The following is a 24,753-nucleotide window of genomic DNA, read 5'->3' as shown; positions in this document are numbered from 1 at the left end:
AGGCGGCTTGGATGGAGATGGCCAAGGAAACCGTCCACATCGTGCAAGCCTATGTCGCCGGACGCGGGCAGGCCCTCAAGGCCGAACAGCAGATCGGCTGCAAGACGGCGGAAGAGGCGCGCCGAAAGGCCGAGCGCCTGGCGCCGCTGCGCGAAGGCGTGGTCGCCTTCTCGGCCAGCGCCGATGTCGAGCTGGGCGACTACGACGAGAACCCGGACATCCTGTTCAAGGCCGGCCGTCTGCCGCACCCGTTCGACCAGGCCTAATCCTCGTCGTTCGCGGCTTCGGGAACGTCCGGCTCGCCGTGGATGACCCAGTTGGCGATGAAGTCGGGCGTCTCGCCGGCCAGGGTGGTGACGCCGGCTTCGGCGGCCTGAATGGCCGAGGTCTGGGGCGGCAGGGTGTAGGTGTCGCCGTCGTGCTCGCCCAGCAGGTCCAGGACGATGCCTTCGTCCTCGGTGGCGTCGATCACCACGCCGAAGAACTGCTGGCGCTCCTGCACCTCGCCGTCGTCGTCTAGGAAGGTCAGGTTCATCAGCAGGGTCTTGCCCAGCAGCCCCTTGGCGAAGTCAGCGTCCCAGTGGACGTCGGCGTCGATATCGTCGGTCATCGTCAGCTCTATTTGTGCGAGACGCGGCGCACCACCGCGTCGCCGATCATCTGCAGCACCTGGACCAGGACCAGCATCAGCACGACGGTGACGATCATCACGTCGGTCTGGAAGCGCTGGTAGCCAAAGCGGATGGCGAGGTCGCCCAGGCCGCCCGCCCCGACCACCCCGGCCATGGCGGTGTAGGACACCAGGGCCACGGCGGTGACGGTCGCGGCGGCGACCAAGCCCGGCAGCGCTTCCGGAAGAAGCGCGCCCAGCACCACCTGACGCCGCTTGGCGCCCATGGCGAAACTGGCCTCGATCACCCCTTTGTCGACCTCGCGCAAGGCGGTCTCCACCAGGCGCGCGAAGAACGGCGCCGCGCCCACCACCAGCGGCGGGATGGCGCCGGCCACGCCCAGTGAGGTGCCGACCAGGGCGACAGTCAGCGGGATCATCACGATCAGCAGGATCACGAACGGCACCGAGCGCAGCACGTTGACCAGCAGCGACAACAGGCCGTTGGCGACCTTGTTCTCCAGCATCTGGCCCTTGCCGGTCAGGAACAGGATCACGCCCAGCGGCAGGCCCAGGGCGATGGTCAGCACCAGCGAGCCGCCCAGCATGGACAGGGTGTCGATGGTCGCCTGGCCGATCTCGCTCCAGTCGATGTTCGAGACGCTCATCGGGCGGTCTCCCCGGAAAGCTCGTCGACACGCACGCCGGAGGCCTGGAACTGGGCGATGGCGGCGGCGACATCGCCGCCGGCCAGGGCCAGGGTCAGCTGGCCGTAGGGCGTCTCGCGCAGACGGTGGATGCGTCCGCCCAGGATCGAATAGTCGACGCCGGTGGTCCGGGCCACCTCGCCCAGCACCGGTTTGTAGGTCGCTTCGCCCCGGAAGGTCAGGCGCACGACGCGGCCAGCGACGCCAGCGGCGGCCGTCACTTCACCGTCCGCCTCGCGCACGAAGCGGCGGGCGATGGCGCTCTCGGGATGCAGGAAGACGTCCTCGACGGGCCCCTCCTCCACCACGCGGCCGGCGTCCAGCACGGCGACCCGGTCGCAGACGCGGCGGACCACGTCCATCTCATGGGTGATCAGCACGATGGTCAGGCCCAGCTCACGGTTCAACCCCGAGATCAGGTCGAGAATCTGCTCGGTGGTCTCCGGGTCGAGGGCGCTGGTGGCCTCGTCGCACAGCAGCACCTTGGGATTGGTGGCCAGCGCCCGGGCGATGCCGACCCGCTGCTTCTGGCCGCCAGACAGCTGGGCCGGATACTTGTCGGCGTGGGCGGTGAGGCCGACGCGCGCGAGCAGCTCGGCCGCGCGCGCCTTGACCTCGGTGGCCGGACGCCCGGCCAGCTTCAGCGGGAAGGCGACGTTCTGGGCGACCGTCTTGCCCGACAGCAGGTTGAAGTGCTGGAAGATCATCCCGACGCGCCGGCGCAGGGCCCGCAAGCCCTCGACGCCCAGGGCCGCGACGTCGTCGCCGTCGACGATCACCTTGCCGCCGGTCGGCGTCTCCAGGCCGTTGATCAGCCGGATCAAGGTCGACTTGCCCGCGCCCGAGGCGCCGATCACGCCGAACACCTCGCCGGCCTTCACCGACAGCGAGACCTCGCTGAGGGCCGCGTGACCGCCGAGGCCATAGGTTTTAGAGACGTCCTGAAAGGTGATCACGCAGCCAAGTCCGAGAAGGGTTCAGGCGGCCGACGACCGCAAGCCGCCCGATTTAGGCGTTCAGCCGGCAAAGGTGAAGGGAAACCGCCGCCGTCAGCCGGCGCGGCGCGTATCGGAGGTCATTACCTGGCCGATGCCGTCAAGCAGGGCCGCCACCGTGATCGGCTTGGCCACATGCAGGTCGGCCCCGGCCAGAAGCGCATCCTGGCGATGGCCGGCCATGGCGTTGGCGCTGAGCATGATGATCGGCGTGCGGCGGCCCGGAGCCTCCAGGCCGCGGATGGCGCGGGTGGCCGCCAACCCGTCCATGACCGGCATCTGCATGTCCATCAGCACCACGTCATAGACTTGCGAGGCCATGGCCTCGACCGCCTGGGCGCCGTTCTCGACCACGGTCACCGTGGCGCCGCAAGGCTCGAGGATCAGCTGCACCACGCGTTGATTGATGGGGTGATCCTCGGCCAGCAGCACCCGCAACCCCTGGGCCCGGGCCGCCGGGACAGCCAAGTCGTCGGCGGTCGTCGCGGCGGCCTCGGTCCGATCCAGCGGCAGGACGACCCGGAACAGGCTGCCGGCGCCCGGGCTGGACTTCGCCGTGATCTCGCCGCCCATCATCTCGACCAGAGCCTTGCTGATCGACAGACCCAGGCCCGAACCGCCGAACCGGCGGGTGATCGTGCTGTCGGCCTGGCTGAAGCGCTGGAAGATCATCTGCGCCTTGGCCGCGTCGAAACCGACGCCGGTGTCCTCGACCTCGACGCACAGGCGCGAAGCCTGGCCGCCGCCCGCATCGTCGACGTCGATCCGGACGGCCACCTCTCCCTGATCGGTGAACTTCACGGCGTTGGACAGCAGGTTGTTCAGCACCTGGCCGATCCGCACGCTGTCGCCCAGGAAGGCGCCCTGCGCGGTCGCGCTGCGCTCGACGCGGATATCCACGCCCTTCTCCTCGGCCCGGAGCCGCGCGACGTCCAGCAGGCCGTCAAGGACCGCGCCCAGGTCGAAGGCCTGCGCCTGGATGGTCATCTGGCCCGCCTCGATCTTCGAGACGTCCAGGATGTCGGACACCAGTCGCTCCAGGGTCTCGCCGGACCGTCGGATCAGGGCGACCATTTCGGTCTGCTGCGGCGTCAGGGCGGTTTCGCCCAGAGCGGCGGCGATGCCGATGACGCCGTTCAACGGCGTTCGGATCTCGTGGCTCATATTGGCCAGAAAATCGCTCTTGGCCTTGTTGGCGGCCTCGGCGGCGTGACGGGCCTCGGCCATTTCGGCCTCGATCCGCAGGCGTTCGGTGACGTCGCGCGCCACGCCGAACACCAGATCGCCGCGCCGCCGCGACCGCCATTCCAGCTGACAATAGGACCCGTCGGCGCGGCGATAGCGGTTCACGAAGCCGTTCACGTCGCCATTGCTGTCGGCCCGGTCCATGTTGGCGCGCGTGGCTTCCAGATCGTCCGGATGCAGCAGGGACAGGAGGCAGGCCCCCTCCAGCGTCTCGACCGGATAGCCCAGGACCGTCTCCCAGGCCCGGTTCACCTTGACGAACCGCCCCTCCATGTCGCGGATACAGAGCATGTCGGCCGACACCTCGAAGAAACTCGAGAGGTTCTGCGCCGTCTCCAGGGCCTGCTGCGCCGAAAGCCGCGCGCGAACCTCGCTGGCCGCCAGCACCTCCTCGGCGCGCCGCCGGTCTATGGCGATCGCCGCCAGTTCGGCGGCGGCCTCGATGAAGGCGATGTCCTCCTCGTTCGGCGCGCGGGTCTCGCGGTGATAGATCGCGAAGGTGCCGACCACCGAACCGCCGGCCGTCTTGATCGGCTGCGACCAGCAGGCGGCCAAGCCCGCATCGGCGGCCAGCTCACGAAAGTCCGCCCAGAGCGGATCGGACTGGATGTCTTCCACCACGACCCGACGGCCAAGATAGGCCGCGGTCCCGCATGATCCGACATTGGGGCCGACCTCGACGCCCTCGATGGCCTGATTATAGGACTCGGGCAGGCTAGGCGCCGCGCCGATCACCAGATGGCGGCCCTCGGCGTCGAGCAGCACGATGCTGCAGAGGATTGCTGGATCCTCGGCCTCGACCGCCTGCACGATGGCCTGCAACGCCAACGACAGGGATTTGCCGCCGGCGATCAGGTTCATGGTCCGCCGAAAGGCGCGGTGAGCGGATGTTCGACTCATGGGGGCGTCTCCATCAAAGACAACCTTGCCACCCGACCTACATACAAGCGGTCAACGCCCGTCAACTCACGCGCCAAAGGCCGCGACATATTGAAGCGGCGCCCCGGGATCAGGGCTGCTTGACCACCGCCCCGCCCTTCATCACGAACACCGGCTTTTCCAGCACCGTCACGTCGGCCAGCGGATCGCCGGCCACCGCGATGATGTCGCCGAAGCGGCCGACGGCCACCTGGCCGACGTCCTTGGACTGGCCCAGGGCCTCGGCCGCGGTCAGGGTCGCAGCCTGGATCGCCTGCAGCGGCGTGGCGCCGTAGCGGACCATGACCGCGAACTGCTTGGCGTTGTCGCCGTGCGGATAGACCCCGGCGTCGGTGCCATAGATCATCTTCACCCCGGCCTTCAGCGCCTTCTTGAAGTTCTGGCGCTGGATCTCGCCGATGTCGCGGTCCTTGCGCAGGTTGTCTTCCAGGACGCCGTTCTTCTTGCCCTCGGCCTGGGTGTAGTCGGTGTTGTAGATGTCCATCGCGAAGTACGTCCCGTGCTGGACCGCCAGCTTGATCCCCTCGTCGTCGACCAGGCTGGCGTGCTCGATGGTGTCGATGCCCGCCTTGATCGCTTCGCGGATGCCCGCCGCCCCGTGGGCGTGGGCAGCGACCTTGATGCCGGCCATGTGGGCCTCGTCGGCCACGGCGTGCATCTCGTCATAGGTCAGCTGCTGCTGGCCCGGCTCGTCGCCGCGCGAGAACACCCCGCCCGTCGCGCAGATCTTGATCACCTGGGCGCCGTACTTCTTCAGCGTCCGGACCGCCTTCCGCGCCTCCTCGGGACTGTCGATGTTGTAGGGGCTCTTCTGGTCCATCGACGGCGGGAAGAAGGTCGAATCGCAGTGGCCGCCGGTCGCGCCGATCGCCCAGGTCGCCGTGACGATGCGCGGCCCGATCACATAACCGCCGTCGATCGCCTCGCGCAGGCCCACGTCGTCGAAGTCGGCCGAGCCGACATTGCGGATGGTGGTGAAGCCCGCCTCCAGCGTCTTCTTCGCGTTGGCGACCTGCACCACGCTCCAGAAGCGGTCGCTGTATTCCAGGCTGTTGTAGCCGCCGATTTCGGCCAGGCCGTCAATGTGGGTGTGCATGTCGATCAGGCCCGGCAGAAGGGTCGCGCCCGGCAGGTCGACGACCTTGGCCCCCGCCGGAACCGCATCGCCCTTCTTGCCGATGCTGGTGATGCGGCCGTCGGTGACGATCACCAGCGGGTTGTCGACATACTTGCCGCTCGCCACGTCCAGCAGCCGCGCGGCGCTGACCGCTTCGACCTGCGCCGCGTTCGCCGCGCCCGCCGCCAGCACGCCCGCCGCCAGCACCGCGGCCTTGATCCCATCACGCATTCGATCCGTCCCCATCCAACTTGAACGGCGACGCTAGCACGCCCGCGCGCCCCGTCGAGCCTCGCCCCCGCCGGACCGATGGCTTATGGGATCCATGCGATGGGAACGTGGCGCAATCGGTAGACGCGCCGGACTCAAAAATCCGTTGAAGCCATCCGTGTGGGTTCGAGTCCCACCGTCCCTGCAATCGACGGCGATCCCGTCCTCGCGAGCGGTTGCGGCCCGGACGCGGAACCCGCGCTGCGCGATGTGACCAAAAGGCGTGCGCCGCCAGGCCTTTCCCGCCCTACGTGAATACGACGAACCGCATAGATTATACGTTTCTTGGGACATCGACTCCGCTCAAGATCGCTACGGCGTTCGCTTATCGCCACTCGATGAGTCGTTTCCGTCCCACCGTCGCGTCCGAGTTTGTGAGCATGGCTGAAGATAAGACCCCTGATCCCGTCGACATCCATGTCGGCCGCCGCCTGCGTATGCGTCGCAAGGATCTCGGCTATTCCCAGCAGTCGCTCGCCGACGCCCTGGGCCTGACCTTCCAGCAGGTGCAGAAGTACGAGGGCGGGTCCAACCGGATCAGCGCCAGCAAGCTGCACGCCACGGCGATGTTCCTGAAGACGCCGATCGGCTTCTTCTTCGAAGGTCTGGACGATCCCGAGGAGGCCGACACCACCGCCGCCGACCTGGCCAACGAGATGGCCGCGTTCTGGTCGCAACCCGGCGGTCCGGAACTGGCGCGTTCCTACCTGGCGATCCCGTCGACAGGCATGCGCAAGCATCTGGTGGACCTGGCCAAGGCCATCGCCGGCGAGGAATAGACTCCGCCCCCTTAGGCCGGGTCGGCCAGCAGCTCGATGTTCTGCGCCCCGGCCTCGGTCAGGGCGGCGATCAGTTCGGCGACCGCCGCGTCCAGTTCGGCGGCGTCGCGACCGCGCAGGACGAGATTGGCGCCGTAGACGTCCGGCGGGCTGAAGAACGGATAGCTGCCCAGCGACATGGCCGGATGCGCCTTGGCCACCGCTTCCAGCGGCGCGGCGATCGTCCCCTCGCCCGTGCCCGTCACCCGCACGGTCTTGGCCAGAACGACGGCGCCCGTCCGCAGGCGCGGCCCCACGTCCTCCAGCATGCCGCGCATGATCGCCGGCACGCCCGCCAGCACGAAGACATTGTCCTTCTGGAACCCGGGCGGCCCCTGCACCGGGTTCTTCACCAGGCTGCCGCCTTCGGGCACGTGCGCCATGCGACGGCGGGCGGCGTTGGGCTCGCCCCAGCGCTCGCGCAGCATGGCCATGATCTCCGGATGCTCGGGGGCCGTCACCCCGAAGGCCTTGGCGATCGAGTCGGCGGTTATGTCGTCGTGGGTCGGACCGATGCCGCCCGTGGTGATGACGTAGTCGTAGCGCGTCCGCAGGGCGTTGACCGCGTCGATGATCTCTTCCTCGATGTCCGGGACAACGCGGGCCTCGCAGAGGTCGACGCCGTAGGTGGCCAGGTACCTGGCGATGGCCGACAGGTTCACGTCCTGGGTCCGGCCCGAGAGAATCTCGTCGCCGATGATCATCACGGCGGCCGTCACGCGTTCCCCCGATCCCGCTTGGGTAGCCGTCATCCCGTCGATCCCCTATGTCGCTTCGTTCCTACCGTTTCGACTTAGGCCCCGCATGCTGCTCCCGCAACCGCTCGTTCACGGCCGCCTGGTCAGCCGCTACAAGCGCTTCTTCGCGGATCTGGTGCTGGACGATGGCCGCGCGATCACCGCCCACTGCCCCAACCCCGGCGCCATGCTGGGCGTGCGGGATCCCGGCCAGGGCGCCTGGGTGTCGAGGTCGGACGATCCCAAGCGAAAGCTGGCCTGGACCCTGCAATGCGTCGAGCAGGGCGACGCGCTGGTCGGGATCAACACCCTGCTTCCGAACCGGCTGGTCGCCGAGGCGCTGGCGGCGGACGCCATCCCGGAACTGGCCGGCTACGCGACCATCCGCCCGGAGGTGAAGTACGCCCAGGCCAGCCGCGTCGATTTCCTGCTCACCCACCCGGACCGCCCGCCGTGCTGGCTGGAGGTCAAGAACTGCCACTTCAGCCGTTCGCCGGGCTTGGCCGAGTTTCCCGACTGCAAGGCCGAGCGCTCGACGCGTCACCTGTCCGACCTCGCCGCCCAGGTCGCGGACGGCTGCCGCGCCGTGGTGCTGTTCGTCGTCCAGCGCGAGGACTGCGAGACCTTCCAGGCCTGCGCCGACCTTGATCCCAAGTTCGCGGCGGGCCTGGACGCCGCGGCCAGGGCCGGCGTGGAGGTGCTGGTCTACGCCTGCGCCATGACCACGGAGGCGGTGCGGATCGACCGCCGGATCCTGTGGACCAACGCTCACCTAACAGCGATTTAAGCTGCAATCCGCTCGCATTTCGATACCCATTCCGGGCGCGCGAACTGAGGGGATCGCATGAAGACGAATGTCCTGGCCGCGGCCGCCCTGGCGCTCGCCCTGTGCGGGTGCGGACCCAGCGAGCCCGGCAAGTCCGAGAGCGGCATGATGACGGGTCTGCGGGCGATCTTCGCCTTCAAGGCCTGCACCGGAAAGCTGGAGGATCGCTTCGGCCTCAAGACGATTTCCGGCGTAACTTCCAACGACATGGACCCCGTCTCGACGGGCAAGCCGGGGGAATGGGACGTCAAGTTCACCGCGGACCTGACCGAGAAGGAAACCGGCCGGGTGACGCGCTACAAGGGCGTCTGCCACGTGCGCCGCGACAAGCCCACGACCCTGGACGCGACCTTCGTCAAGGAGATCCGTCCGGCGACCGACACGGTGCGGCGGATCAATCCTCAGTGAAGGCGCGCCATTGAGGGCGGGCTTGGGGTTGAAATCCGTGCTAGGATGGGCAGATACGCCCCTTCCGCCGACCAGATCGCCGCCCGAAACGCGGCGGCGACGCCCGAGTAGAGCATGACCCTAGACGACACCCTCGAGATCGAAGCCGAAACCCGCACGGGCCAGATCAAGATTCACACGGCCGCGGACTTCGAGGGCATGCGCAAGGCCGGCAAGCTGGCGGCCGAGTGCCTGGACATGCTGATCCCGCATGTGAAGCCGGGCGTGTCGTCCGACGAACTGGACCGGCTGTCCCGCGAGTTCATCCTGGATCACGGCGCCCTTCCGGCCTGCCTGTACTATCGCGGCTATCCCAAGACGGTCTGCATCTCGCGCAACCACGTGGTCTGCCACGGCATTCCGGGCGACTGGAACCTGAAGGAAGGCGACATCGTCAATATCGACGTGACCGTCATCGTCGACGGCTGGCACGGCGACACCTCGCGCATGTACGGCGTCGGCGAAGTGGGCCCGCGCGCGCGTCGCCTGGTCGAGATCACCTATGAGGGCATGAAGCGCGGCCTGGAGGCCGTGAAGCCGGGCGCGACGCTGGGCGACATCGGCAACGCCATCCAGAGCTATGTCGAGGCCCAGCGCTGCTCGGTGGTCCGCGACTTCTGCGGCCACGGTCTGGGCCGCGTGTTCCACGACGCCCCGAACATCCTGCACTTCGGCCGTCCGGGCCAGGGCGCGGTGCTCAAGCCCGGCATGTTCTTCACCGTCGAGCCGATGGTGAACCTGGGCAAGCCGGCCGTGAAGGTGCTGAACGACGGCTGGACCGCCGTGACCCGCGACAAGTCGCTGTCGGCCCAGTGCGAGCACTCGATCGGCGTGACCGAAGACGGCTACGAGATCTTCACCGCCTCGCCGGCTGGGCTGTTCCAGCCGCCGATCCTGGGCTGACGATCGCGCTATGGGCGCATTATTGCGATAGACAATCTTTGCGAAGTTCGCAAAGCTCAGTCCATGACCGAGCTGGAGAAACGCAGACGATTTCAGCGCTTCATGTGCTGGGGCTACACGCCCTTGATTATCGGCGGCTGGCTGGTCCTGCGGGCCTTCCGGCTGCATGACGGCGTTATCTCGGTGTCGGACTTCCTGTGGTACGCGGCGCTCGCCGTGCCCGCCCTGTTCGTGGCGATCATCATCCCCTTCACGGAGGATCGCCGGCTGCGTCGCCTCGCGGAAGAACGGCGGGCGCGTCGTCAGCCCGCCCTGGTTCTCGACAGCTAAGCGGCGAGCGCATGGTCCAGGCGGTGTCGCTCAGCATCTCGGATCCTGAGCCGGTCGCGCCGGAGAAGCCGGCGCGCAAGTCCGCCCACGCCCATCACGCCGGCCACCGCGAGCGGCTGCGCCAGCGCGCCAAGGCCGGCGGCCTCGTCGCCCTGCCCGACTACGAGCTGCTGGAGCTGTATCTCTTCCGCACCTATCCGCGCGGCGACGTCAAACCGCTGGCCAAAAGCCTGTTGGCCCGCTTCGGCTCGCTGGGGGCCGTGCTGGGCGCGACAATCGAGGAGCTGGCCACCGTGCCGGGCGTCGGCGAAACGGCGGCCATGGACATCAAGCTGCTGCACGAGGCCACCTTGCGGGCCGGCCGCGACAAGATCGTCAAGCGGCCGGTGATCAGCTCGTGGAGCGCCCTGCTCGGCTATGTCCGTGTCGCCCTGGCCAACGAGTCGCGCGAGCAGTTCCGGGTGCTGTTCCTGGACAAGAAGAACCAGCTGATCGCCGACGAGGTGATGAACCGCGGCACGGTCGACCACGCCCCGGTCTATCCCCGCGAGGTCATGCGCCGGGCGCTGGAGCTGTCGTCCAGCAACATCATCATCCTGCACAACCACCCATCCGGCGACCCCACCCCGTCGCGGCCGGACATCGACATGACCCGGCAGATCGTCGAAGCGGGCAAGGCCCTCAAGATCGCTGTCCACGACCACCTGGTGGTCGGCCGCGAGGGCGTGGCCAGCTTCAAGGCGCTGGGGTTGATGTAGATCCGGATCGGGACGTCAATTTCCGGACGGGACGCGCAAGCTCGGCTTGACGCCTCGCCTTGAAACCTTGAGCGTCGCGGCTCCCGCTTGCCCGCAAGTTGTTCCGGAGTCTCCGCATGCGCCGCCTGCTCACCGTTCTCCTCGGCTCGGCCGCCCTGCTGACCGGGGTCGCCCACGCGGCCGACAAGAAGGCTCCCGAAAAGCCCGCCGAGGTCCCCAAGGCGATCAAGACGCTGCATGACGGCTTCCTGACCCTGGACACCCACCTGGACACGCCCGAGCACTTCGCGCGCCAGGGCTGGTCGATGATCGACCGTCACGCGGTCGCCGAAGACGGCACCCAGGTCGATCTCCCCCGCATGAAGGCCGGCGGCCTGGATGGCGGCTTCTTCGTCATCTACACGGGCCAGGGCGAGCTGACGGCGGAAGGCTATCGCAAGGCGCGCGACTTCGCCCTGAACCGCGCGACCGAGATCCGCGAGATGGTCGCCGCCCATCCCGACCAGTTCGAGCTGGCCTACACCGCCGAGGACGCCGCCCGGATCAACAAGGCCGGCAAGGTCTTTGTCTTCCAGAGCATCGAGAACTCCTGGCCGATCGGCGAAGACCTGACCCTGCTGGAAACCTTCTACAAGACCGGCGTGCGCATGGCCGGGCCGGTCCACTTCCGCAACAACCAGTTCGCCGACAGCTCGACCGATCCCAAGGGCAAGATCTGGCATGGCTATTCGCCGCTGGGCCTGCGCTGGCTGGCCGAGGCCAACCGACTGGGCATACTGGTGGATGTCAGTCACGCGTCGGACGACATCGTCGACCAGTCGGTGGCCTTGTCGAAGGCTCCGATCATCGCCTCGCACTCGGGCGCCAAGGCGATCTTCGACCACCCGCGCAATCTCGACGACGCCCGCATCAAGAAGATCGCCGACAGCGGCGGCGCGATCTGCATCAACTCGGTCTATCTGAAGGCCTCGGAGCAACCGAGCCCGGAACTCATGGCCGCGCTGAAAGCCCTGGGGCCGCTGGACGACGAGGCCACCGAGGCCCAGGTCAAGGCCCGGATGGTCAAGATGGCGGCGCTCAAGGCCCAGTACACGTTCCCGCCGCGCGCCAATTTCGAGACCTTCATGGCCAGCATGCTGCACACCTTGAAGATCGCCGGTCCCAAGGCCGTCTGCATCGGCGCCGACTGGGATGGCGGCGGCGGCGTCGAGGGCCTGGAGGACGTGGCCGACCTGCCCAAGATCACCGCCCGCCTGAAGGCCGAGGGCTATAGCGACGCCGACATCCAGGCGATCTGGAGCGGCAACGTGCTGCGGCTCATCGCCGGGGCGCAGGCCTACGCCAAGAGCGTGGCCGGGAAATAGGCTCTAGCGGGGCGGCCCCTCGAAGGCCGCCCGTCGCGCCGCGGCCGGGGCGTAGACCCGCGCCAGCCCCTCGGCCAGGGCCGCCCGCTCGGGCGGCGTCAGAGTGGCGGCGTAGCTGGCCAGAGCGGCCTCGACATTGCCGCGCGCCTGCAGATCCAGGGCGCGCGCCGTGCTCAATCGCCTGGCCACCTCGGCGGCGTCGAAGCCGGGCGAGCCCAGGGCCGCCAGGGCCGCCTGCCGCTCGGCGCGGGCCTGCTGCGTCAGGGGCCGGTTCTTCTTGTTGGCCTCGCCCAACGCCCTGCGGAACGCCTTGCGACTGTCAGGCGAGAGCACGTCTCCCGCCGAAATCAAGGGCGGCCGGGCCGGGGCCGCCGGCGCGGCGTCGTCCATCGGAGGCCGAACCGCCTCGACCGGCGGCGAGGGAGGCGTCACGACCGATGGCGGCGTCTCCCGGACCGTCGCGTGACGCGCCGGCTTGGACGGCGCCTCGGTCGGCGCGACCGGAACCACGACCGGAGGACTTGTCGGCGCCACGGTGCGCGGCGCCGGGGCGGTCGCCATGGCCGGCGCGACCGGCGGCGCCGTCAGACGCGCATAGCCCATGCCGGCCAGGCCGCCGATCAGGAACACATTGACCACCGCGGAGGCGGCCAGCGCGATGATCCAGGGCCGCGACGTCATAGTTCGGAGGGCTCCGCGATGGCGTCCTGCAGGGCCGAGGAGGTGTCGACGGCCGTGACGACCGGCTGCTCGGCCACGACGACCGGCGCGGCGGCCTCCGGACGGCCGACCGCCACGCCGACGGCTATGCCCGCGAAGGCCGCGGCCGACAGACCCAGCGCCGCGCCGAGGCCGGCGATCCAGCGGCGGGCGGTGTCGCGCGCTCGTGGGGCGGCGGCGACCAGCCGGCCCAGCAGGGCGGCGTCGGCGCTCTGAGCGGGCGCCAGGTCCAGCAGGCGGTCCATCTGCGCGGCGGCGCTCAACACTGGCGCAAGGCGCGCCGCGTTCACCGCCAGCAGGGCGCGCGCGGTTTCGCGTTCGCCTTCCGGCCAGCGGGCGATCTCGCCGCCATAGGCCTCGGCCAGGTCCTCGAACCTTTCGAGCGTCATCATGACCATGCGTCCTTCATCCCCCCGCCCCCGTACCGGCCAGGTCGGCCAGCGAAGCCTTCAGTGTCCGACGCCCGCGCGAGAGCAAGCTCTCCAGCGCCTCGACGCTGATCGCCATCAATCCCGCGGCTTCGATATTGCCCAGCCCCTGGTGATGACAGAGCACGATCGCCTCGCGCTGACGCGGCGGCAAGGCCGCCAGCGCCGCTTCGACGCGCCTGGACAGGTCGGCGCCGATCAGGCCCGCATCCGGCGCCGGACCGGTGTCGACCTGCTCGGGCGGCGTGTCCGTCGCGATCTCGCGCCGTCGCCGCAGTCGGTCGTAGCAGAGGTTCAGCGCCACGCGGTGCAGCCAAGTGTCGAACCTCGCCGCGCCCGGCTTCCACGCCCGCGCCTGCTTCCAGGCCCGCAGGAAGGTTTCCTGGGCGACATCCTCGGCCTCGCCCGAGTCGTTCAGCATGCGCCTGGCCAGGGCCAGGATGCGCGGCAGGCGCCGGTCCAACAGCGCGCGGACGGCGGACGGGTCGCCCCGTCCCACCCCCGCCAGCAAGGCTTCGTCGGGATCGTTCCCGTCGGTCGCCAACCGTCACTCCGCCGCGCACGTCGCCATCAGACCCCGACCTTGGCCTTGCCGCCCTTGGCCTGCAATTCCTCCAGCGTCAGGACGCCGTCGTTGTTGGTGTCCATGCGCTTGAAGCGCCAGGCCAGCAGGGCGTCGGCCTCGGTGCGCGACAGGGAGCCATCCTTGTCGGTGTCGAAGCGGGCGAACAGGCGCTGGCCCCGCTTGCCGGCCTTGCCTGACGCCTTGGCGTCGACCTCGGCGTTCTGCTTGCGGAAGGCGGCGAACTCGTCGGGCGAGATCTTGCCGTCCTTGTTGGCGTCCAGCCGCGCGAACAGCTTGTCGCCATTCTTGGCCTGGAACTGCTCCAGAGTCATGCCGGCGGCGGTCGGCGCGGCTTTCGCGGGCGCGTTCTGGGCCAGCGCGGGTCCGCCCAGCGCCATTACGGCGCCGGCGGCGATCAGGGTGCGTACGATCATCAGTCTCAAGGTCTCCATGGAGGAAGGCCCGTCCCATCAGACTGAACGCACGGCGGCGGAGATTCCGTCGCGGCTTTTTTCGGAAACTCAGCCCGGAGCCTTCACGATGGCGGTATAGGCCGCGCGGGCCTCCGCCTTGGCCTTGGCCAGCTTGGGCTTCAGCGACTTGAACTGGCCGACGTGGCCGGCCTTGGCCATCAGCGCCTTGAACGCCTTGGGCTCGGCCTCGGGGTCCCCGCCATCCTCGAGGGCCACCTTGATCAGTTGGGAGAGGTCCTGCTCCAGCCGCCAGGCCGCCTCGAGCCGCGCCAGGGCGCCGGCGTCGGCAAGGCCGGCCTCGCGCAGCGCCGCCAGGGCCTCGCCGGTGTTCTGCCGCAAGGGACCGCCCTTGGCCGCGTGGGCCAGCTGCAGGAACTGGGCGGCGAACTCGATGTCGACAAGACCACCGGGATCCAGCTTCAGGTCCCAGTCGCCCTTGCCCGGCCGCTCGCGCTCCATCAGCTCGCGCATCTCGACGACGTCGGCGGCGGTCTTCTTCCAGTCGCGCGGCCGGCGCAGGGCCGCCTCGATCGCCGCCTCGGCCCGGGCCTGGAAGTCCGGCGAGCTGGCCCAGACCACCCGCGCGCGGGTCAGGGCCAACAGCTCCCAGGTCTCGGCTTCGCGCGCGTAATAGTCCTCGAACGCCGCGAAACTGACCGCCACCGGCCCCTTCGTGCCGGAAGGGCGCAGCTTCAGATCGACGTCGTACAGCGTCCCCTCCCCGGTCGGCGCCGACAGGGCCGAGGTCATCCGCTGGGTGAAGCGGGCGTAGAAGGTGTCGGCGCTCCATTCCTTTATGGCCGAATGGGCCGCTGGCTCATCGGCGACGTAGAGCGTCATCAGGTCCAGGTCGGACTTGGCCGTCATCTCGCGCGAACCGGCCTTGCCCAGGGCCACCACGGCGACGTGGCCGGGGAAAGCCCCGCCCAGGCGCTCGGTCTCGGCCAGGGCGGCCGGGGCCAGGCCGCCGATGATCAGGTCGCCCAGCTCGGCGAAGGCGCGGCCGATATCGCGAGCGTCGGCGGTGCCGCTCATCACCCGCACGCCGATCCGGAAGCTCTGGTCGCGGAAAAGGCGCCGGGCCGCGTCCATCGCGCCCTCGAAATCGGCGGGATCCCAGGACGGGAGGGCGGGAGTCTCGATCGGACCGAAGAAGCTGGGGTCCAGCAAGGCGTCCAGCGCCGTCGGCCGCTTGGCCATGGTCGTGGCCAGGCGCGGAGCGAAGGCCATGACCTGAACGATCAGCTCCAACAGCCGTTGCTGCGCCAGGAACAGCGACTGGATCTGCACGCCCGAGCTCAGCGACGCGAAAAAGTCGGCGAAGCGGTTGAACGCCTGGTCCGGCGCGCCGGTGGCGTTGGCCGCGTCCAGCAGACGCGGGGCCAGGCGGGTGAACAGCTCGCGCCCCCGCTCGGTGCGCGTGGCGGCGATGTGGCCGTGGTGCCAGCCGCGGATGGTGGCGGCGACGCGCTCGGGGCTGGAGAAGCCCATGCGCTTGAGGGTGGCCAGGGTCTCGGGGTCGTCCTCGACGCCGGTGAAGACGAGGGAGCCGAACCGCGAGGACAGTTCCTCTTCCCCCGCGAACAGGCGGCCGTAGCGCTGGTTGACGCCCTTGAGGATCTTGCCGACCGCCGCGTCGAAGCTGCGCAGGTTGTCCTGGCCCCACAGGGCGGCGACCTTCTTCCGGTCGTTGTCCGACTCCGGAAGCTTGTGGGTCTGATCGTCAGCGATCATCTGGGCGCGGTGTTCCAGGGCCCTCAGGTCCTGATAGGCCTTGGACAGCCAGCCGGCGTCTTCCAGGCTCACGTGGCCGGCCGTGGCCAGCGCCAGGAGCGCGTCGAGCGTGCGCGGCCCGCGCAGGTCCGGCTGGCGGCCGCCCAGGATCAGTTGCTGGGTCTGGACGAAGAACTCGATCTCGCGGATCCCGCCGCGTCCCAGCTTCAGGTCCGCGCCCTTGGCGGTCAGCCGGTCGTCGACCTTGTAGGTGTGGATCTGGCGCTTGATCGAGTGGATGTCGGCGATGGCCGCGAAGTCCAGGTTCCGCCGCCAGATGAAGGGCTGCAACGCCTCCAGGAACGCCTGGCCCTCGGCCAGGTCGCCGGCCGCGATCCGGGCCTTGATGTGGGCCGCCCGCTCCCAGTTCTGGCCGACGCTCTCATAGTAGTCCATGGCCGCGTCTACCGGCATGGCCGGCGGCGTCGAGGACGGATCGGGGCGCAGGCGCAGATCGATGCGGAAGACATAGCCGTCGGCGGTCCGCTCCTGCAGCACGCGGCCCAGATGATTGGCGATCCGCACCGCCACGGCCTGCGGCTCGACGCCGTCGGCCACCTGCAGCTTCTCCGGCGCGTAGAAGATCGAGAAATCGATGTCGCTGGAATAGTTCAGCTCGAACGCGCCGTGCTTGCCCATGGCGATGCAGAACAGGCCCTGCGCGGGACCGTCCTCGCCCTCGCCAACGTGGGTCAGGGCGCCGCGATCGACTTCCTGGCGGACGGCCTGCGCCAAGGCGGCCTTGAGGGCCGCGTCGGCGAAACGGGTCAGGGCGCCAGTCACCTGGTCGAGGTCCCAGACCCCGCCCAGGTCGCAAAGGGCCGTCAGCAGATGCAGATCGGCCTTCAGTTCGCGCAGCGCCCGCCGGGCGGTCTCGAAGTCGGGTTCGGCGGCGACGGCCTCGGCGGCCGCCAGGGTCGCGGCCAGGGTCTCCATCGGATCGCGGTCCAGGATCATCGGCAGGCGCTGGCCGTCGCGCCGCGCCAGGCTGGCCAGATAGGGCGAGGCGGCGAAGACCGGCGCCAGGGCCGGCCAGGCGGCCTCGATCTCGGGCATCGCCTCGCCCACCCGCTTGGCGATGGCCTCGTGCGCGCGTTCCGCCGCCTTGGCGTCCAGAACGGGGCCACAGGCGGCCAGACGATCAGCGAGACGAGTCATGGCGGCACGGTGGCCCGCCCCCGCCCCTTGGGCAAGGGTCAGGCGGCGGCCATCCGCGCGAACAGCGCCGCGATCGTCGACACCGCCTCATGCGCCTCGGTCAAGTCGGGAACCTCGCGGTCGTCGCCCCAGCCATAAGCCTCGCTGCCGCCGACCTGCTGCACGACGATCCCGTCGCGTCGCGGCAGGACGGAGATGTGTCGGTAATAGAGGCCGTAGGTCAGCTCGGGCTGCGGGATCAGCCAGGCGATCTGGCCCCGCACCGGAACGATGCTCTCGTCCTTCCAGAGCGCCCGTGCGCCGTAGCCCGTGCAGTTGACGATCACCGGCTCCTTCAGCGCGGTCAGCTCGCCGGGCGTGTTGAAAACCCGGGTCTCGATCCGTCCGCCGGCCAGCAGGAAGTCGCTCATCAGCACGTGGGCGTATTCGGTGACGTTGAACTGCAGCGACGCTCCGCGCCGGACGTTGCCGACCGGGAACGGGTTCTCGCCCGGCGGGACCGGCGTCTGCTTGGGGGTGATGTCGCGAACGCGGTCGATCAGCGACAGGAAGCGGGGCGCGCCGCTGGCCTCGGCATGGGTCGGCGCGGAGGGTCCGTCCTCGAGAAGGCTGTAGCGCTCGCTCCATTCCACCGGCGATCCGGCCAGGCCGACATAGTTCTGAAAGCCTCGGAACGAGGTCCGGCACATCGCCTCCCACAGCTCGGGAAAGTCGGCCGCCGTCTCGCCCTCGGCGGCGATGCGAGAGTCCGGCGACCAGGTGCCCGTGGCCCGGGACGAGCGCGTGTCGGCCAGGCGATCGGCGGCATAGATGGTCACGTTCGCGCCCGCGCGACGCAGCACCGTGGCCGCGGTCAATCCCAGAGCGCCGCAGCCGATGACGGCCACGTCCCGCGCCCCGCCCGCCAGGGCCTTGCGGGTCGCCACCTCGGCCGATCCCCAGGATAGCGACCAGCCGCTGCCTCCATGGCCATAGTTGTGGACCACCGTCTTGTCGCCAACGGTCTCGACATCGAGGCGCGGCCCCGCCTTGCGGAACGGCCTCAGACACACGGTGACGCGCGTGATGCGATCCAGTTCGGCGCGGACCTGCGGCAGCAGCAGACGCGGTCGAGCCAGCCGAACCGCCGACGGGCCGGAGAGGTTCGGACCGCCAGCGCAACCGGCCAAGCCCGCCGCGCTCCAACCTCCCAGGCCCGCCAACAGCGCGCGCCGCCCCAGAGTCGCCATGGCCATGGTTGGAAATCCCTCGATCGCCGCCTGGCGCCAGTTGAGCGGAAGCCGCCCCGGCGGTCATCCTCTCCTGGGGCCCGACACGCGTTTATTTCCAGACGCCGGAGGCTTGGGCGCCCGAAAGGCCGGGGACGACGCCGGGGCGGGCGCCGAGCCAACACAATCGCTTGACGAGTAAAATTACAGCTGTAACCATTCAAAGGAGGAAACGGCAGGAACCGCTCCGACAATGATCGAGCTTTTCGCCCTCGCCCTGGTCCGGGCTCAGATCGCCGCCGCCGCCGCGGTGCTGCTCGTCGTCATCCTGCGTCCGTCGGCGCGCCGGCTGTTCGGACCGCGCCGCGCCTACGGCCTGTGGGCCATCGTGCCGGCCGCCGCGGCCGCCGCGTTCTTCCCCAGCCTGGCCGAGACCATGGAGATCGGCGACCCGGCCCGTCCGTGGGGCCCCTGGGCCGGAAAGCTCGTGCTGCTGTGGCTGGCCGGCTGCGGCATCGCGACGGCGGTGCTGGTTCTCCGCGAGCGGCTCTTCCATCGTCGCGTCGATAAGGGCCAGGCGGGCCCGGCCGTGGTCGGCGCCCTGTGGCCGCGTATCGTGCTGCCGTCCGACTTCGCCGAGCGCTTCGACGCCCGCGAACGCGAGATGATAACCCTGCACGAGCGCACCCACATCAATCGCGGCGACCCGATCGCCAACCTGGTCGTCGCCGTGATCGGCGTGCTGGGCTGGTGCAACCCGATGATCTATCTGGCCTCGGGCCTGGTGCGCATCGACCAGGAACTGGCCTGCGACGCCACAGTCGTGGCCCTGCGCTCGGACATCCGCGCCGACTACGCCAAGGCGCTGATGAAGGTCCAGATGAACGCGCCGGTCTCGCCCCTGGCCTGCGGCTGGGCCACTCACCCGCTGATCCTGCGGGTGTCGCTGCTGAACCGCCGGGAGCCCAGCCTGGCGCGGGACATCGCCGGCTTCCTTACGATGACCTTCCTGGCGATCACGGCCATGGTCGTCGTCTGGAGCGTGGCGCCGCGGGGGCCCAACGCCGGCGACTTGCGGCCCGGCATGGCCGCTGAGATCGATCCCTATACCGGCGCGATCGTCTGGGTTCAGGCCAACCGCTGACCGATCGACCGGAGGACGCGACCAGGTCCGCCCCTAGAGCATTTTCCGACGAAGTGGACGCCGGTTCGTCCTCAGAAAACGCTTCAAAACAGAGCGCTAGCGCATTTCACCGATCCATTTGGATCGGAAAATACTCTAGCCCAGGAACAGCTTCACATACTCTTCGGCCGGTCGGCGGTTGATGGTGTCGTTGATCCAGAAGTCGACAACGCCGTCCTTATCGGGCTTGGGCAGCCGCACGCCGGCCACGCGCATGCGGTCGAACAGGCCCTCGGCGGCCTTGGGCTTGAGGGCCAACTGGCGGATGTTCGAGGCGTTCGGCGCGGGCTTCAGCCTGGCGGCGCCCGCCCTCTCCAGCGCGGCGAACACCTGGTCGGCCGTGGCGAAGGCGGCCTTCTGGCGAGCCTGAAAGTCATCCAGCGCCGCCAGGGCCAGCACAGCGCTCTCCCAGCCCTGATAGATCGTGCCGCCGAACTGGTGGCGCAGGGCGCGGGCCTTGGCGATATCGGCCTTGGAACCGGCCAGCACCGCCCCGAACGGCGCGTCCAGATACTTGTAGAGCGAGACGTAGACGGTATCGAACAACGCCGCCGCGCCGGCCACGTCATAGCTGGGTGGCGCCAGAAGCAGGCGCGCGCCGTCCAGATGCAGGCGGACGCCCTTGCCCTTGGCGTAGGCGGCGATGTCGCGCAGGGCCGAAACCTCCAGCAGTTCGCCACGGGCGCGGCGCACCGGGCTCTCCAGCGAGATCGCGCCGATCCGCAACGGGTAAGGCCCGTTCTCGGCCTCGTCGACGGCGGCCTTGATCTCGTCCAGCGTCGGCCCCGCACGGCCAGGGGCCAGGTTGACCAGGTTCAGGCCGGACAGCAGCTGAGTGGCGTCGCTCTCGTCGCGATAGAGGTGGCTCTCGTGCTGGACGATGACCCGCGTGGCGTCGCCGGCCAGGATCCGCACGGCGACATGGTTGGCCAGGGTGCCCGTGGGCAGGAAGGCGCAGTCCTCCTTGCCCAGCAGCGTGGCGAACCGCGTCTCCAGCTCGCCGACCGCGCCGCCTGAGAGATAGCCGTCGCGCGGCTTGCCCTTCTGGACCAGCTCGGCCAGGCGGGTGGCGGTGCGGACCGCGTCGGAGGGCGCGCCGTCGCCGACCAGCCAGACGCTCCTGGCGTCAACGGGCGGGAACGGCGGCGGGGAGGCTTGCGTCTGAGCCAGCGCCACGGACGGCGCGACGACGGCGCCGAGCAATGATCCAGCGAGGAAGTGGCGGCGATCCATTCGGCTATCCTCTTTCAGGCCCTCCCCGGACAGGGGAGCATCGTCGTCGCTATTCCACCCGCGGCAGCACCAGGGCCACCCGGAGGCCCGGGCCCGTGCCGTTGTACTCGCCCGGCCCCTCCGACAGCTCCAGCCGTCCGCCGTGCGAAGCGGCGACAGCCTGGACCAGCGACAGTCCCAGGCCCGCGCCGGGCTCGCTGCGGCTGTTCTCCAGGCGCACGAAGCGCTGGACCACGCGGGCGCGGTCGCTCTCGGGCACGCCCGGCCCCGTGTCGGTGACCGAGAACTCCAGTTCGCCGGACGAGGTGCGCCGCGCGCGCAGCATGATCGCCCCGCCCTCGGGCGTATATTTGATGGCGTTGTCGAGCAGGTTGGCCAAGGCCTGGGCCAGGAACTCGCGGTTGCCCTTGATGGTCAGGGCCGGGACGATCTCGGCCTTGAAGTCCAGGCCCTTGTCCTCGCACGCGAATTCGTAGAGCTCGGCCATGTCGCTGGCCAGTTCCGAGGCGTCGAAAACGCGCTGGTCGGGCGCCGAGCCGGCGGCCTGCAGGCGGGCGATGGCCAGCACGGCGTTGAACGTCTTTAGCACGCCGTCGGCGTCCTGCAGGGCGGTCTCCAGCGCCGCCACCGGATCGCCCTTGCCGTTCTCGGCGTCGATCAGGGCGACCTCCATGCGGGCGCGCAGGCGGGTGAGCGGCGAGCGCAGGTCGTGGGCGATGGCGTCGCCGGCGTGGCGCAGGCCGCCCATCAGGCGCTCGATGCGGTCGAGCATGTCGTTCAGGCCCTCGGCCAGCTCGTCATACTCGTCGCGTGTGCCGCGCACCTTGGCGCGCGCGTGCAGATCGCCGGCCCGGACGTCGTTGACCACGTCCACCAGCCCCTGCATCGAGCGGCTGACATTGCGGCTGATCAGGACGCCCCCGGCCATGCCCAGCAGGATGACCAGCGCCCCAGCGCCCCACAGGGCCCGGACGATCTTGCGGACATAGGCTTCGGAGGCGTCGACATCGGCGCCGACGAACAGGATCTCGCCGTGGTCCAGGCGCTGCTGCACCCCGCGCGCGGCCGCCTTGACCTCGGCCCCGTCGAGGTCGGTCTCGGTCACCTTGAAGCTGGCCCACTGCGGGCCGTCGCCGGTGAAGTCGCTGACCGGAGACTCCTCGATCGAGCCCGAGATGCGCTTGCCGGTCTTGTCGGCCAGGAAATAGAGGAACGGCTTCTCGCCCGTCGCCCGTTCGACGATGGTCTGGTTCAGGGCGTCGACGCCGCCCTGGCGATAGGCCGCCTCTAGGCTCTCGAACTCGCGGCTGATCTCGGCCTGGGCCCGGCGGTTCACCTCGCCCGCCGTGGCCACGTAGATGTAGCCCAGGAAGGCGCTGGCGGCCGCCGCGAACAGGGCCAGGAACAGCAGGGTCAGCCGGAACGGCGTGGTGCGGAGAAGGCGCGGCAGACGCATGGCGGGTCCGGCGGCTATGTCGCCGCCTGTCTCCTACGGATCGAGCCGGTAGCCCGCGCCGCGCACGGTCTGCAGCATGGCCCGGTCGAAGCCCTTGTCGATCTTGCTGCGCAGGCGCGAGATGTGCACGTCGATGACATTGGTCTGCGGGTCGAAGTGGTATTCCCAGACCTTCTCCAGCAGCATGGTGCGGGTCACCGACTGGCCGGCGTGGCGCATCATGAATTCCAGCAGCTGGAATTCGCGCGGCTGCAGGTCGATCTCCTTGCCCTGGCGGTGAACCGTCCGGTTGATCAGGTTCATCTCCAGCTCGCCGACCTTCAGGGTCGTGGCCACGGCGCCGGTCTCGCGGCGGCGCGACAGGGCCTCGACGCGGGCCATCAGCTCCGGGAAGGCGTAGGGCTTGACCAGATAGTCGTCGGCGCCGGCCTTCAGACCCACCACGCGGTCATTGACCTCGCCCAGGGCCGACAGGAACAGCACTGGCGTCTGGTCGCCCTCGCGGCGCAGGGTCTCGACGACGGTGACGCCATCCATCTTGGGCATCATGCGGTCGACGACCAGCACGTCATAGCCGCCCTTCTGGGCCTCGCCCAGGCCGGCCTCGCCGTCGGGCGCGTGCTGGACGTCGTAACCAGCCTCCGTCAGGCCATGCGCCATGGCGGCGGCGGCCTCCAGGTCGTCCTCGATAATCAGAATACGCATCGTCAGAGCCCCTCATGCGCTCAGGCGGAATGGCGGAACGATCGACGTTCCCCCGATTCCGCGCATCGCGCGATAGTTGCTCTTGCAATAGCGGTTTCGGCGAGCGCCGTAACTTAAACCTTGGACAGAAAAAGCCCCGCTCCGATTTCTCGAAGCGGGGCCATGACATTCGAAGTTAAGCGTTCAACTTACGGCGCGATCTTCAGCGGCACGAAGACCGGGCGGTTCTGGCGGATCACCTTGACCAGAACGCTGTTGCGGCCGGCCTTCTTGGCCGAGGCCACGGCGTTGTTGACGTCGACGACGCTGTTCACCGCCGCACCGTTGATGTTGGCTAGCACGTCGCCCTTGGCCAGACCCTTCTCGCCGGCGTCGCTGTCGCCCTTCACGCCAGTGATCAACAGGCCCTTGATCTCGCTGTCGATCTTGTAGGTCTGGCGCGAGGCCGGATCGATCGGGCCGAGGGTCAGGCCCAGGGCGTCGACCTTCTGGCTGACCGGCTTGTCCGGGGTCGGGGCGGCCCCGCCGTCCTGATCCTGATCGTCGTCGTTCAGGCCCAGGGCGTTCTCGGCCGGACGGGTGCCCGACTTGACGTCGATCACGCGCGGCTTGCCGTCACGGATGATCGACATCTTGATGCTCTCGCCCGGACGGGCCTTGGCCACTTCGCGGGTCAGCTCCGAGCGGTTGGCGATCGTCACGCCGTTGACGCCCGTCAGGATGTCGTCCGGCAGCAGGCCGGCCTTGGCGGCGGGACCGCCCGGGACCAGCTCGGCGACGATCGCGCCCTTCACGTCCTTCAGGCCCAGGGCCTCGGCCGACTCGGCGCTGAAGTCCTGGATGGTGACGCCGATATAGCCGCGAACGACCTTGCCGCCCGAGATCAGTTGCTTGGCGGTGGCCTCGGCGATGTCCGCCGGAATGGCGAAGCCGATGCCGACCGAGCCGCCCGACGGCGAGTAGATGGCGCTGTTGACGCCGATCACCCGGCCGTAGATGTCGAACGACGGACCGCCCGAGTTGCCCCGGTTGATGGGCGCGTCGATCTGGATGTAGTTGACGAACGACGAGGTGTTGTCGCCCAGGTCACGACCATAGGCCGAAATGATGCCGGCCGTGGCCGTGCCGCCCAGGCCGAACGGGTTGCCGATGGTGATGACCCAGTCGCCGACCCGCGGCTTGGCCTGGTTCTCGAAGTTCACATACGGAAAGTCCGCGCCCTTGGCCTTGGGGTCGATGACCTTGACCACCGCCAAGTCCGTGCCTTCGTCGCGGCCGACCAGGGTGGCCTTCAGCTCGCGGCCGTCCTTCATCACCACCTGGATGTCGTCGGCGTCGGCCACGACGTGGTTGTTGGTGACGATGTAGCCGTCGGCCGAGATGAAGAAGCCCGAGCCCGCCGACTGCTGCTTCGGCGTGGCCGGCGAGTCGCCGTCCTCTCCGTCCTGGCCCGGCTTGCCCTTCTGGCCGCGCGGCACGATGTCGAAACCTTCCAGACCCGGAATGCGCAGACCCTGCGGCGAGGCCTTGGAGGTCACGTTGATCTGGACGACCGCGGGCGAAACCTTCTCGAAGATGTCGGCGAACGACATCGGCGCGCCCGGCGGCGGCGCGAAGGTCGGCGCGCCCGTCATCGACGGACGGGCCACCGGGGCCTCGGCGGCCGCCGTTCCCATGCGCATCCCCACACCGGCCAGAGCGGCGCAAGCCACGCCCGCGCCAGCGATGGCGCCCACAACGAAACCCGACTTCCTAGCGGTCATTCTCTGCTTTCCTCACCCGCGC

General features: G+C 69.2%; 25 protein-coding genes. 9 read left to right on the top strand and 16 right to left on the bottom strand.

Translation table 11 applies throughout. The features are described 5' to 3' along the window. Positions 1-17 precede the first annotated feature (17 nt). Positions 18-266 (top strand): hypothetical protein, encoded by a 249-nt coding sequence (locus EIK80_RS04595; RefSeq protein WP_125155856.1) that lies wholly within the window; start codon positions 18-20, stop codon positions 264-266. Here the strand turns inward: EIK80_RS04595 and EIK80_RS04590 are convergent. The 5 genes from EIK80_RS04590 to EIK80_RS04570 form a co-directional block, all read right to left on the bottom strand. After that, entirely contained in the window at positions 263-610 is a 348-nt protein-coding gene (locus EIK80_RS04590; RefSeq protein ID WP_125155763.1) for a hypothetical protein, read from the bottom strand. The genes EIK80_RS04595 and EIK80_RS04590 overlap by 4 nt on opposite strands. 8 nt (positions 611-618) lie before the next feature. Next, positions 619-1,278: a methionine ABC transporter permease gene (locus EIK80_RS04585; protein ID WP_125155762.1), complete on the bottom strand. Its 660-nt coding sequence runs from the start codon at positions 1,276-1,278 to the stop codon at positions 619-621. Continuing rightward, the gene (locus EIK80_RS04580) at positions 1,275-2,273 is read right to left on the bottom strand and encodes a methionine ABC transporter ATP-binding protein (protein ID WP_125155761.1); all 999 of its coding nucleotides are present in this window, start codon (positions 2,271-2,273) and stop codon (positions 1,275-1,277) included. The genes EIK80_RS04585 and EIK80_RS04580 overlap by 4 nt, the downstream gene beginning before the upstream one ends. Before the next feature lie 93 nt (positions 2,274-2,366). Continuing rightward, positions 2,367-4,457 (bottom strand): ATP-binding protein, encoded by a 2,091-nt coding sequence (locus EIK80_RS04575; RefSeq protein WP_125155760.1) that lies wholly within the window; start codon positions 4,455-4,457, stop codon positions 2,367-2,369. A 109-nt stretch (positions 4,458-4,566) separates the two neighbouring features. Then, positions 4,567-5,844: an amidohydrolase family protein gene (locus EIK80_RS04570; protein WP_125155759.1), complete on the bottom strand. Its 1,278-nt coding sequence runs from the start codon at positions 5,842-5,844 to the stop codon at positions 4,567-4,569. Between the two features lie 419 nt (positions 5,845-6,263). Here EIK80_RS04570 and EIK80_RS04565 point away from each other — a divergent pair, with 419 nt between their 5' ends. Continuing rightward, positions 6,264-6,662, top strand: a complete 399-nt coding sequence (locus EIK80_RS04565; protein WP_199743372.1) for a helix-turn-helix domain-containing protein — start codon at positions 6,264-6,266, stop codon at positions 6,660-6,662. Between the two features lie 11 nt (positions 6,663-6,673). Here the strand turns inward: EIK80_RS04565 and EIK80_RS04560 are convergent, their stop codons facing one another. Next, positions 6,674-7,453, bottom strand: coding sequence for a competence/damage-inducible protein A (locus EIK80_RS04560; protein WP_125155757.1), 780 nt, complete (start codon positions 7,451-7,453; stop codon positions 6,674-6,676). Between the two features lie 52 nt (positions 7,454-7,505). On the opposite strand from EIK80_RS04560, the gene sfsA reads away from it, so the two are divergent. The 6 genes from sfsA (at position 7,506) to EIK80_RS04530 (ending at position 12,066) form a co-directional block, all read left to right on the top strand. Further along, complete coding sequence (gene sfsA, locus EIK80_RS04555; RefSeq protein ID WP_125155756.1) at positions 7,506-8,225, top strand: DNA/RNA nuclease SfsA; 720 nt, start codon at positions 7,506-7,508, stop codon at positions 8,223-8,225. A 57-nt stretch (positions 8,226-8,282) separates the two neighbouring features. Then, a complete protein-coding gene (locus EIK80_RS04550) occupies positions 8,283-8,672 on the top strand; it encodes a hypothetical protein (RefSeq protein WP_125155755.1) in 390 nt (129 codons plus the stop codon). A 114-nt stretch (positions 8,673-8,786) separates the two neighbouring features. Further along, the gene (map, locus tag EIK80_RS04545; protein ID WP_125155754.1) at positions 8,787-9,614 is read left to right on the top strand and encodes a type I methionyl aminopeptidase; all 828 of its coding nucleotides are present in this window, start codon (positions 8,787-8,789) and stop codon (positions 9,612-9,614) included. A 63-nt stretch (positions 9,615-9,677) separates the two neighbouring features. Next, positions 9,678-9,944, top strand: a complete 267-nt coding sequence (locus EIK80_RS04540) for a hypothetical protein (protein WP_125155753.1) — start codon at positions 9,678-9,680, stop codon at positions 9,942-9,944. Positions 9,945-9,955: 11 nt separating this feature from the next. Beyond that, on the top strand, positions 9,956-10,702 hold the full coding sequence (gene radC / locus EIK80_RS04535) for a DNA repair protein RadC (protein ID WP_125155752.1): 747 nt from the start codon (positions 9,956-9,958) through the stop codon (positions 10,700-10,702). 116 nt (positions 10,703-10,818) lie between these two features. Then, a complete protein-coding gene (locus EIK80_RS04530; RefSeq protein ID WP_125155751.1) occupies positions 10,819-12,066 on the top strand; it encodes a dipeptidase in 1,248 nt (415 codons plus the stop codon). 3 nt (positions 12,067-12,069) lie between these two features. Here EIK80_RS04530 and EIK80_RS04525 read toward each other — a convergent pair whose 3' ends face one another. The 6 genes from EIK80_RS04525 to EIK80_RS04500 all read right to left on the bottom strand — a co-directional run bounded on the left by EIK80_RS04525 (position 12,070) and on the right by EIK80_RS04500 (position 18,418). Beyond that, positions 12,070-12,747, bottom strand: a complete 678-nt coding sequence (locus tag EIK80_RS04525; protein ID WP_125155750.1) for a periplasmic heavy metal sensor — start codon at positions 12,745-12,747, stop codon at positions 12,070-12,072. Next, a complete protein-coding gene (locus tag EIK80_RS04520; RefSeq protein WP_125155749.1) occupies positions 12,744-13,178 on the bottom strand; it encodes a hypothetical protein in 435 nt (144 codons plus the stop codon). The genes EIK80_RS04525 and EIK80_RS04520 overlap by 4 nt, the downstream gene beginning before the upstream one ends. Positions 13,179-13,191: 13 nt before the next feature. Further along, positions 13,192-13,758: an RNA polymerase sigma factor gene (locus EIK80_RS04515; protein ID WP_125155748.1), complete on the bottom strand. Its 567-nt coding sequence runs from the start codon at positions 13,756-13,758 to the stop codon at positions 13,192-13,194. A gap of 26 nt (positions 13,759-13,784) precedes the next feature. Then, a complete protein-coding gene (locus tag EIK80_RS04510) occupies positions 13,785-14,213 on the bottom strand; it encodes an EF-hand domain-containing protein (protein ID WP_125155747.1) in 429 nt (142 codons plus the stop codon). An 87-nt stretch (positions 14,214-14,300) separates the two neighbouring features. Next, positions 14,301-17,183, bottom strand: a complete 2,883-nt coding sequence (locus tag EIK80_RS04505; protein ID WP_125155746.1) for a bifunctional [glutamine synthetase] adenylyltransferase/[glutamine synthetase]-adenylyl-L-tyrosine phosphorylase — start codon at positions 17,181-17,183, stop codon at positions 14,301-14,303. 38 nt (positions 17,184-17,221) lie between these two features. Next, on the bottom strand, positions 17,222-18,418 hold the full coding sequence (locus EIK80_RS04500) for an FAD-dependent oxidoreductase (RefSeq protein ID WP_233586423.1): 1,197 nt from the start codon (positions 18,416-18,418) through the stop codon (positions 17,222-17,224). Between the two features lie 226 nt (positions 18,419-18,644). Between EIK80_RS04500 and EIK80_RS04495 the strand changes: the two genes are divergently transcribed. Beyond that, the gene (locus tag EIK80_RS04495; protein WP_125155745.1) at positions 18,645-19,535 is read left to right on the top strand and encodes a M56 family metallopeptidase; all 891 of its coding nucleotides are present in this window, start codon (positions 18,645-18,647) and stop codon (positions 19,533-19,535) included. A 135-nt stretch (positions 19,536-19,670) separates the two neighbouring features. Here EIK80_RS04495 and EIK80_RS04490 read toward each other — a convergent pair whose 3' ends face one another. From EIK80_RS04490 to EIK80_RS04475, 4 genes are all read right to left on the bottom strand, one after another. Then, on the bottom strand, positions 19,671-20,807 hold the full coding sequence (locus EIK80_RS04490; protein ID WP_125155744.1) for a low specificity L-threonine aldolase: 1,137 nt from the start codon (positions 20,805-20,807) through the stop codon (positions 19,671-19,673). Positions 20,808-20,856: 49 nt separating this feature from the next. After that, a complete protein-coding gene (gene uczS / locus EIK80_RS04485; RefSeq protein WP_125155743.1) occupies positions 20,857-22,263 on the bottom strand; it encodes a two-component system sensor histidine kinase UczS in 1,407 nt (468 codons plus the stop codon). Between the two features lie 33 nt (positions 22,264-22,296). Then, entirely contained in the window at positions 22,297-22,968 is a 672-nt protein-coding gene (gene uczR / locus EIK80_RS04480) for a two-component system response regulator UczR (protein WP_125155742.1), read from the bottom strand. A 188-nt stretch (positions 22,969-23,156) separates the two neighbouring features. Next, complete coding sequence (locus EIK80_RS04475) at positions 23,157-24,731, bottom strand: Do family serine endopeptidase (RefSeq protein ID WP_125155741.1); 1,575 nt, start codon at positions 24,729-24,731, stop codon at positions 23,157-23,159. Between the last annotated feature and the right edge of the window lie 22 nt (positions 24,732-24,753).

The organism is Caulobacter sp. 602-1, assembly GCF_003931565.1.
GTDB lineage: Bacteria > Pseudomonadota > Alphaproteobacteria > Caulobacterales > Caulobacteraceae > Caulobacter.
The sequence above is the reverse complement of the archived record's forward strand: the minus strand, read 5'-3'. Positions and strand labels throughout refer to the sequence as shown.

Excerpts from the sequence above, each read along its gene's own strand:
- EIK80_RS04495 (WP_125155745.1), top strand. The coding sequence starts at position 18,645 with ATGATCGAGCTTTTCGCCCTCGCCCTGGTCCGGGCTCAGATCGCCGCC.
- EIK80_RS04510 (WP_125155747.1), bottom strand. The coding sequence starts at position 14,213 with ATGATCGTACGCACCCTGATCGCCGCCGGCGCCGTAATGGCGCTGGGC.
- EIK80_RS04530 (WP_125155751.1), top strand. The coding sequence starts at position 10,819 with ATGCGCCGCCTGCTCACCGTTCTCCTCGGCTCGGCCGCCCTGCTGACC.
- EIK80_RS04540 (WP_125155753.1), top strand. The coding sequence starts at position 9,678 with ATGACCGAGCTGGAGAAACGCAGACGATTTCAGCGCTTCATGTGCTGG.
- EIK80_RS04595 (WP_125155856.1), top strand. The coding sequence starts at position 18 with ATGGCCAAGGAAACCGTCCACATCGTGCAAGCCTATGTCGCCGGACGC.
- EIK80_RS04505 (WP_125155746.1), bottom strand. The coding sequence starts at position 17,183 with ATGACTCGTCTCGCTGATCGTCTGGCCGCCTGTGGCCCCGTTCTGGAC.
- EIK80_RS04560 (WP_125155757.1), bottom strand. The coding sequence starts at position 7,453 with ATGACGGCTACCCAAGCGGGATCGGGGGAACGCGTGACGGCCGCCGTG.
- EIK80_RS04520 (WP_125155749.1), bottom strand. The coding sequence starts at position 13,178 with ATGATGACGCTCGAAAGGTTCGAGGACCTGGCCGAGGCCTATGGCGGC.
- EIK80_RS04570 (WP_125155759.1), bottom strand. The coding sequence starts at position 5,844 with ATGCGTGATGGGATCAAGGCCGCGGTGCTGGCGGCGGGCGTGCTGGCG.
- sfsA (WP_125155756.1), top strand. The coding sequence starts at position 7,506 with ATGCTGCTCCCGCAACCGCTCGTTCACGGCCGCCTGGTCAGCCGCTAC.
- EIK80_RS04565 (WP_199743372.1), top strand. The coding sequence starts at position 6,264 with ATGGCTGAAGATAAGACCCCTGATCCCGTCGACATCCATGTCGGCCGC.
- EIK80_RS04475 (WP_125155741.1), bottom strand. The coding sequence starts at position 24,731 with ATGACCGCTAGGAAGTCGGGTTTCGTTGTGGGCGCCATCGCTGGCGCG.
- EIK80_RS04585 (WP_125155762.1), bottom strand. The coding sequence starts at position 1,278 with ATGAGCGTCTCGAACATCGACTGGAGCGAGATCGGCCAGGCGACCATC.
- EIK80_RS04575 (WP_125155760.1), bottom strand. The coding sequence starts at position 4,457 with ATGAGTCGAACATCCGCTCACCGCGCCTTTCGGCGGACCATGAACCTG.
- EIK80_RS04490 (WP_125155744.1), bottom strand. The coding sequence starts at position 20,807 with ATGGATCGCCGCCACTTCCTCGCTGGATCATTGCTCGGCGCCGTCGTC.
- uczR (WP_125155742.1), bottom strand. The coding sequence starts at position 22,968 with ATGCGTATTCTGATTATCGAGGACGACCTGGAGGCCGCCGCCGCCATG.
- EIK80_RS04590 (WP_125155763.1), bottom strand. The coding sequence starts at position 610 with ATGACCGACGATATCGACGCCGACGTCCACTGGGACGCTGACTTCGCC.
- EIK80_RS04550 (WP_125155755.1), top strand. The coding sequence starts at position 8,283 with ATGAAGACGAATGTCCTGGCCGCGGCCGCCCTGGCGCTCGCCCTGTGC.
- map (WP_125155754.1), top strand. The coding sequence starts at position 8,787 with ATGACCCTAGACGACACCCTCGAGATCGAAGCCGAAACCCGCACGGGC.
- EIK80_RS04500 (WP_233586423.1), bottom strand. The coding sequence starts at position 18,418 with ATGGCCATGGCGACTCTGGGGCGGCGCGCGCTGTTGGCGGGCCTGGGA.
- uczS (WP_125155743.1), bottom strand. The coding sequence starts at position 22,263 with ATGCGTCTGCCGCGCCTTCTCCGCACCACGCCGTTCCGGCTGACCCTG.
- EIK80_RS04525 (WP_125155750.1), bottom strand. The coding sequence starts at position 12,747 with ATGACGTCGCGGCCCTGGATCATCGCGCTGGCCGCCTCCGCGGTGGTC.
- radC (WP_125155752.1), top strand. The coding sequence starts at position 9,956 with ATGGTCCAGGCGGTGTCGCTCAGCATCTCGGATCCTGAGCCGGTCGCG.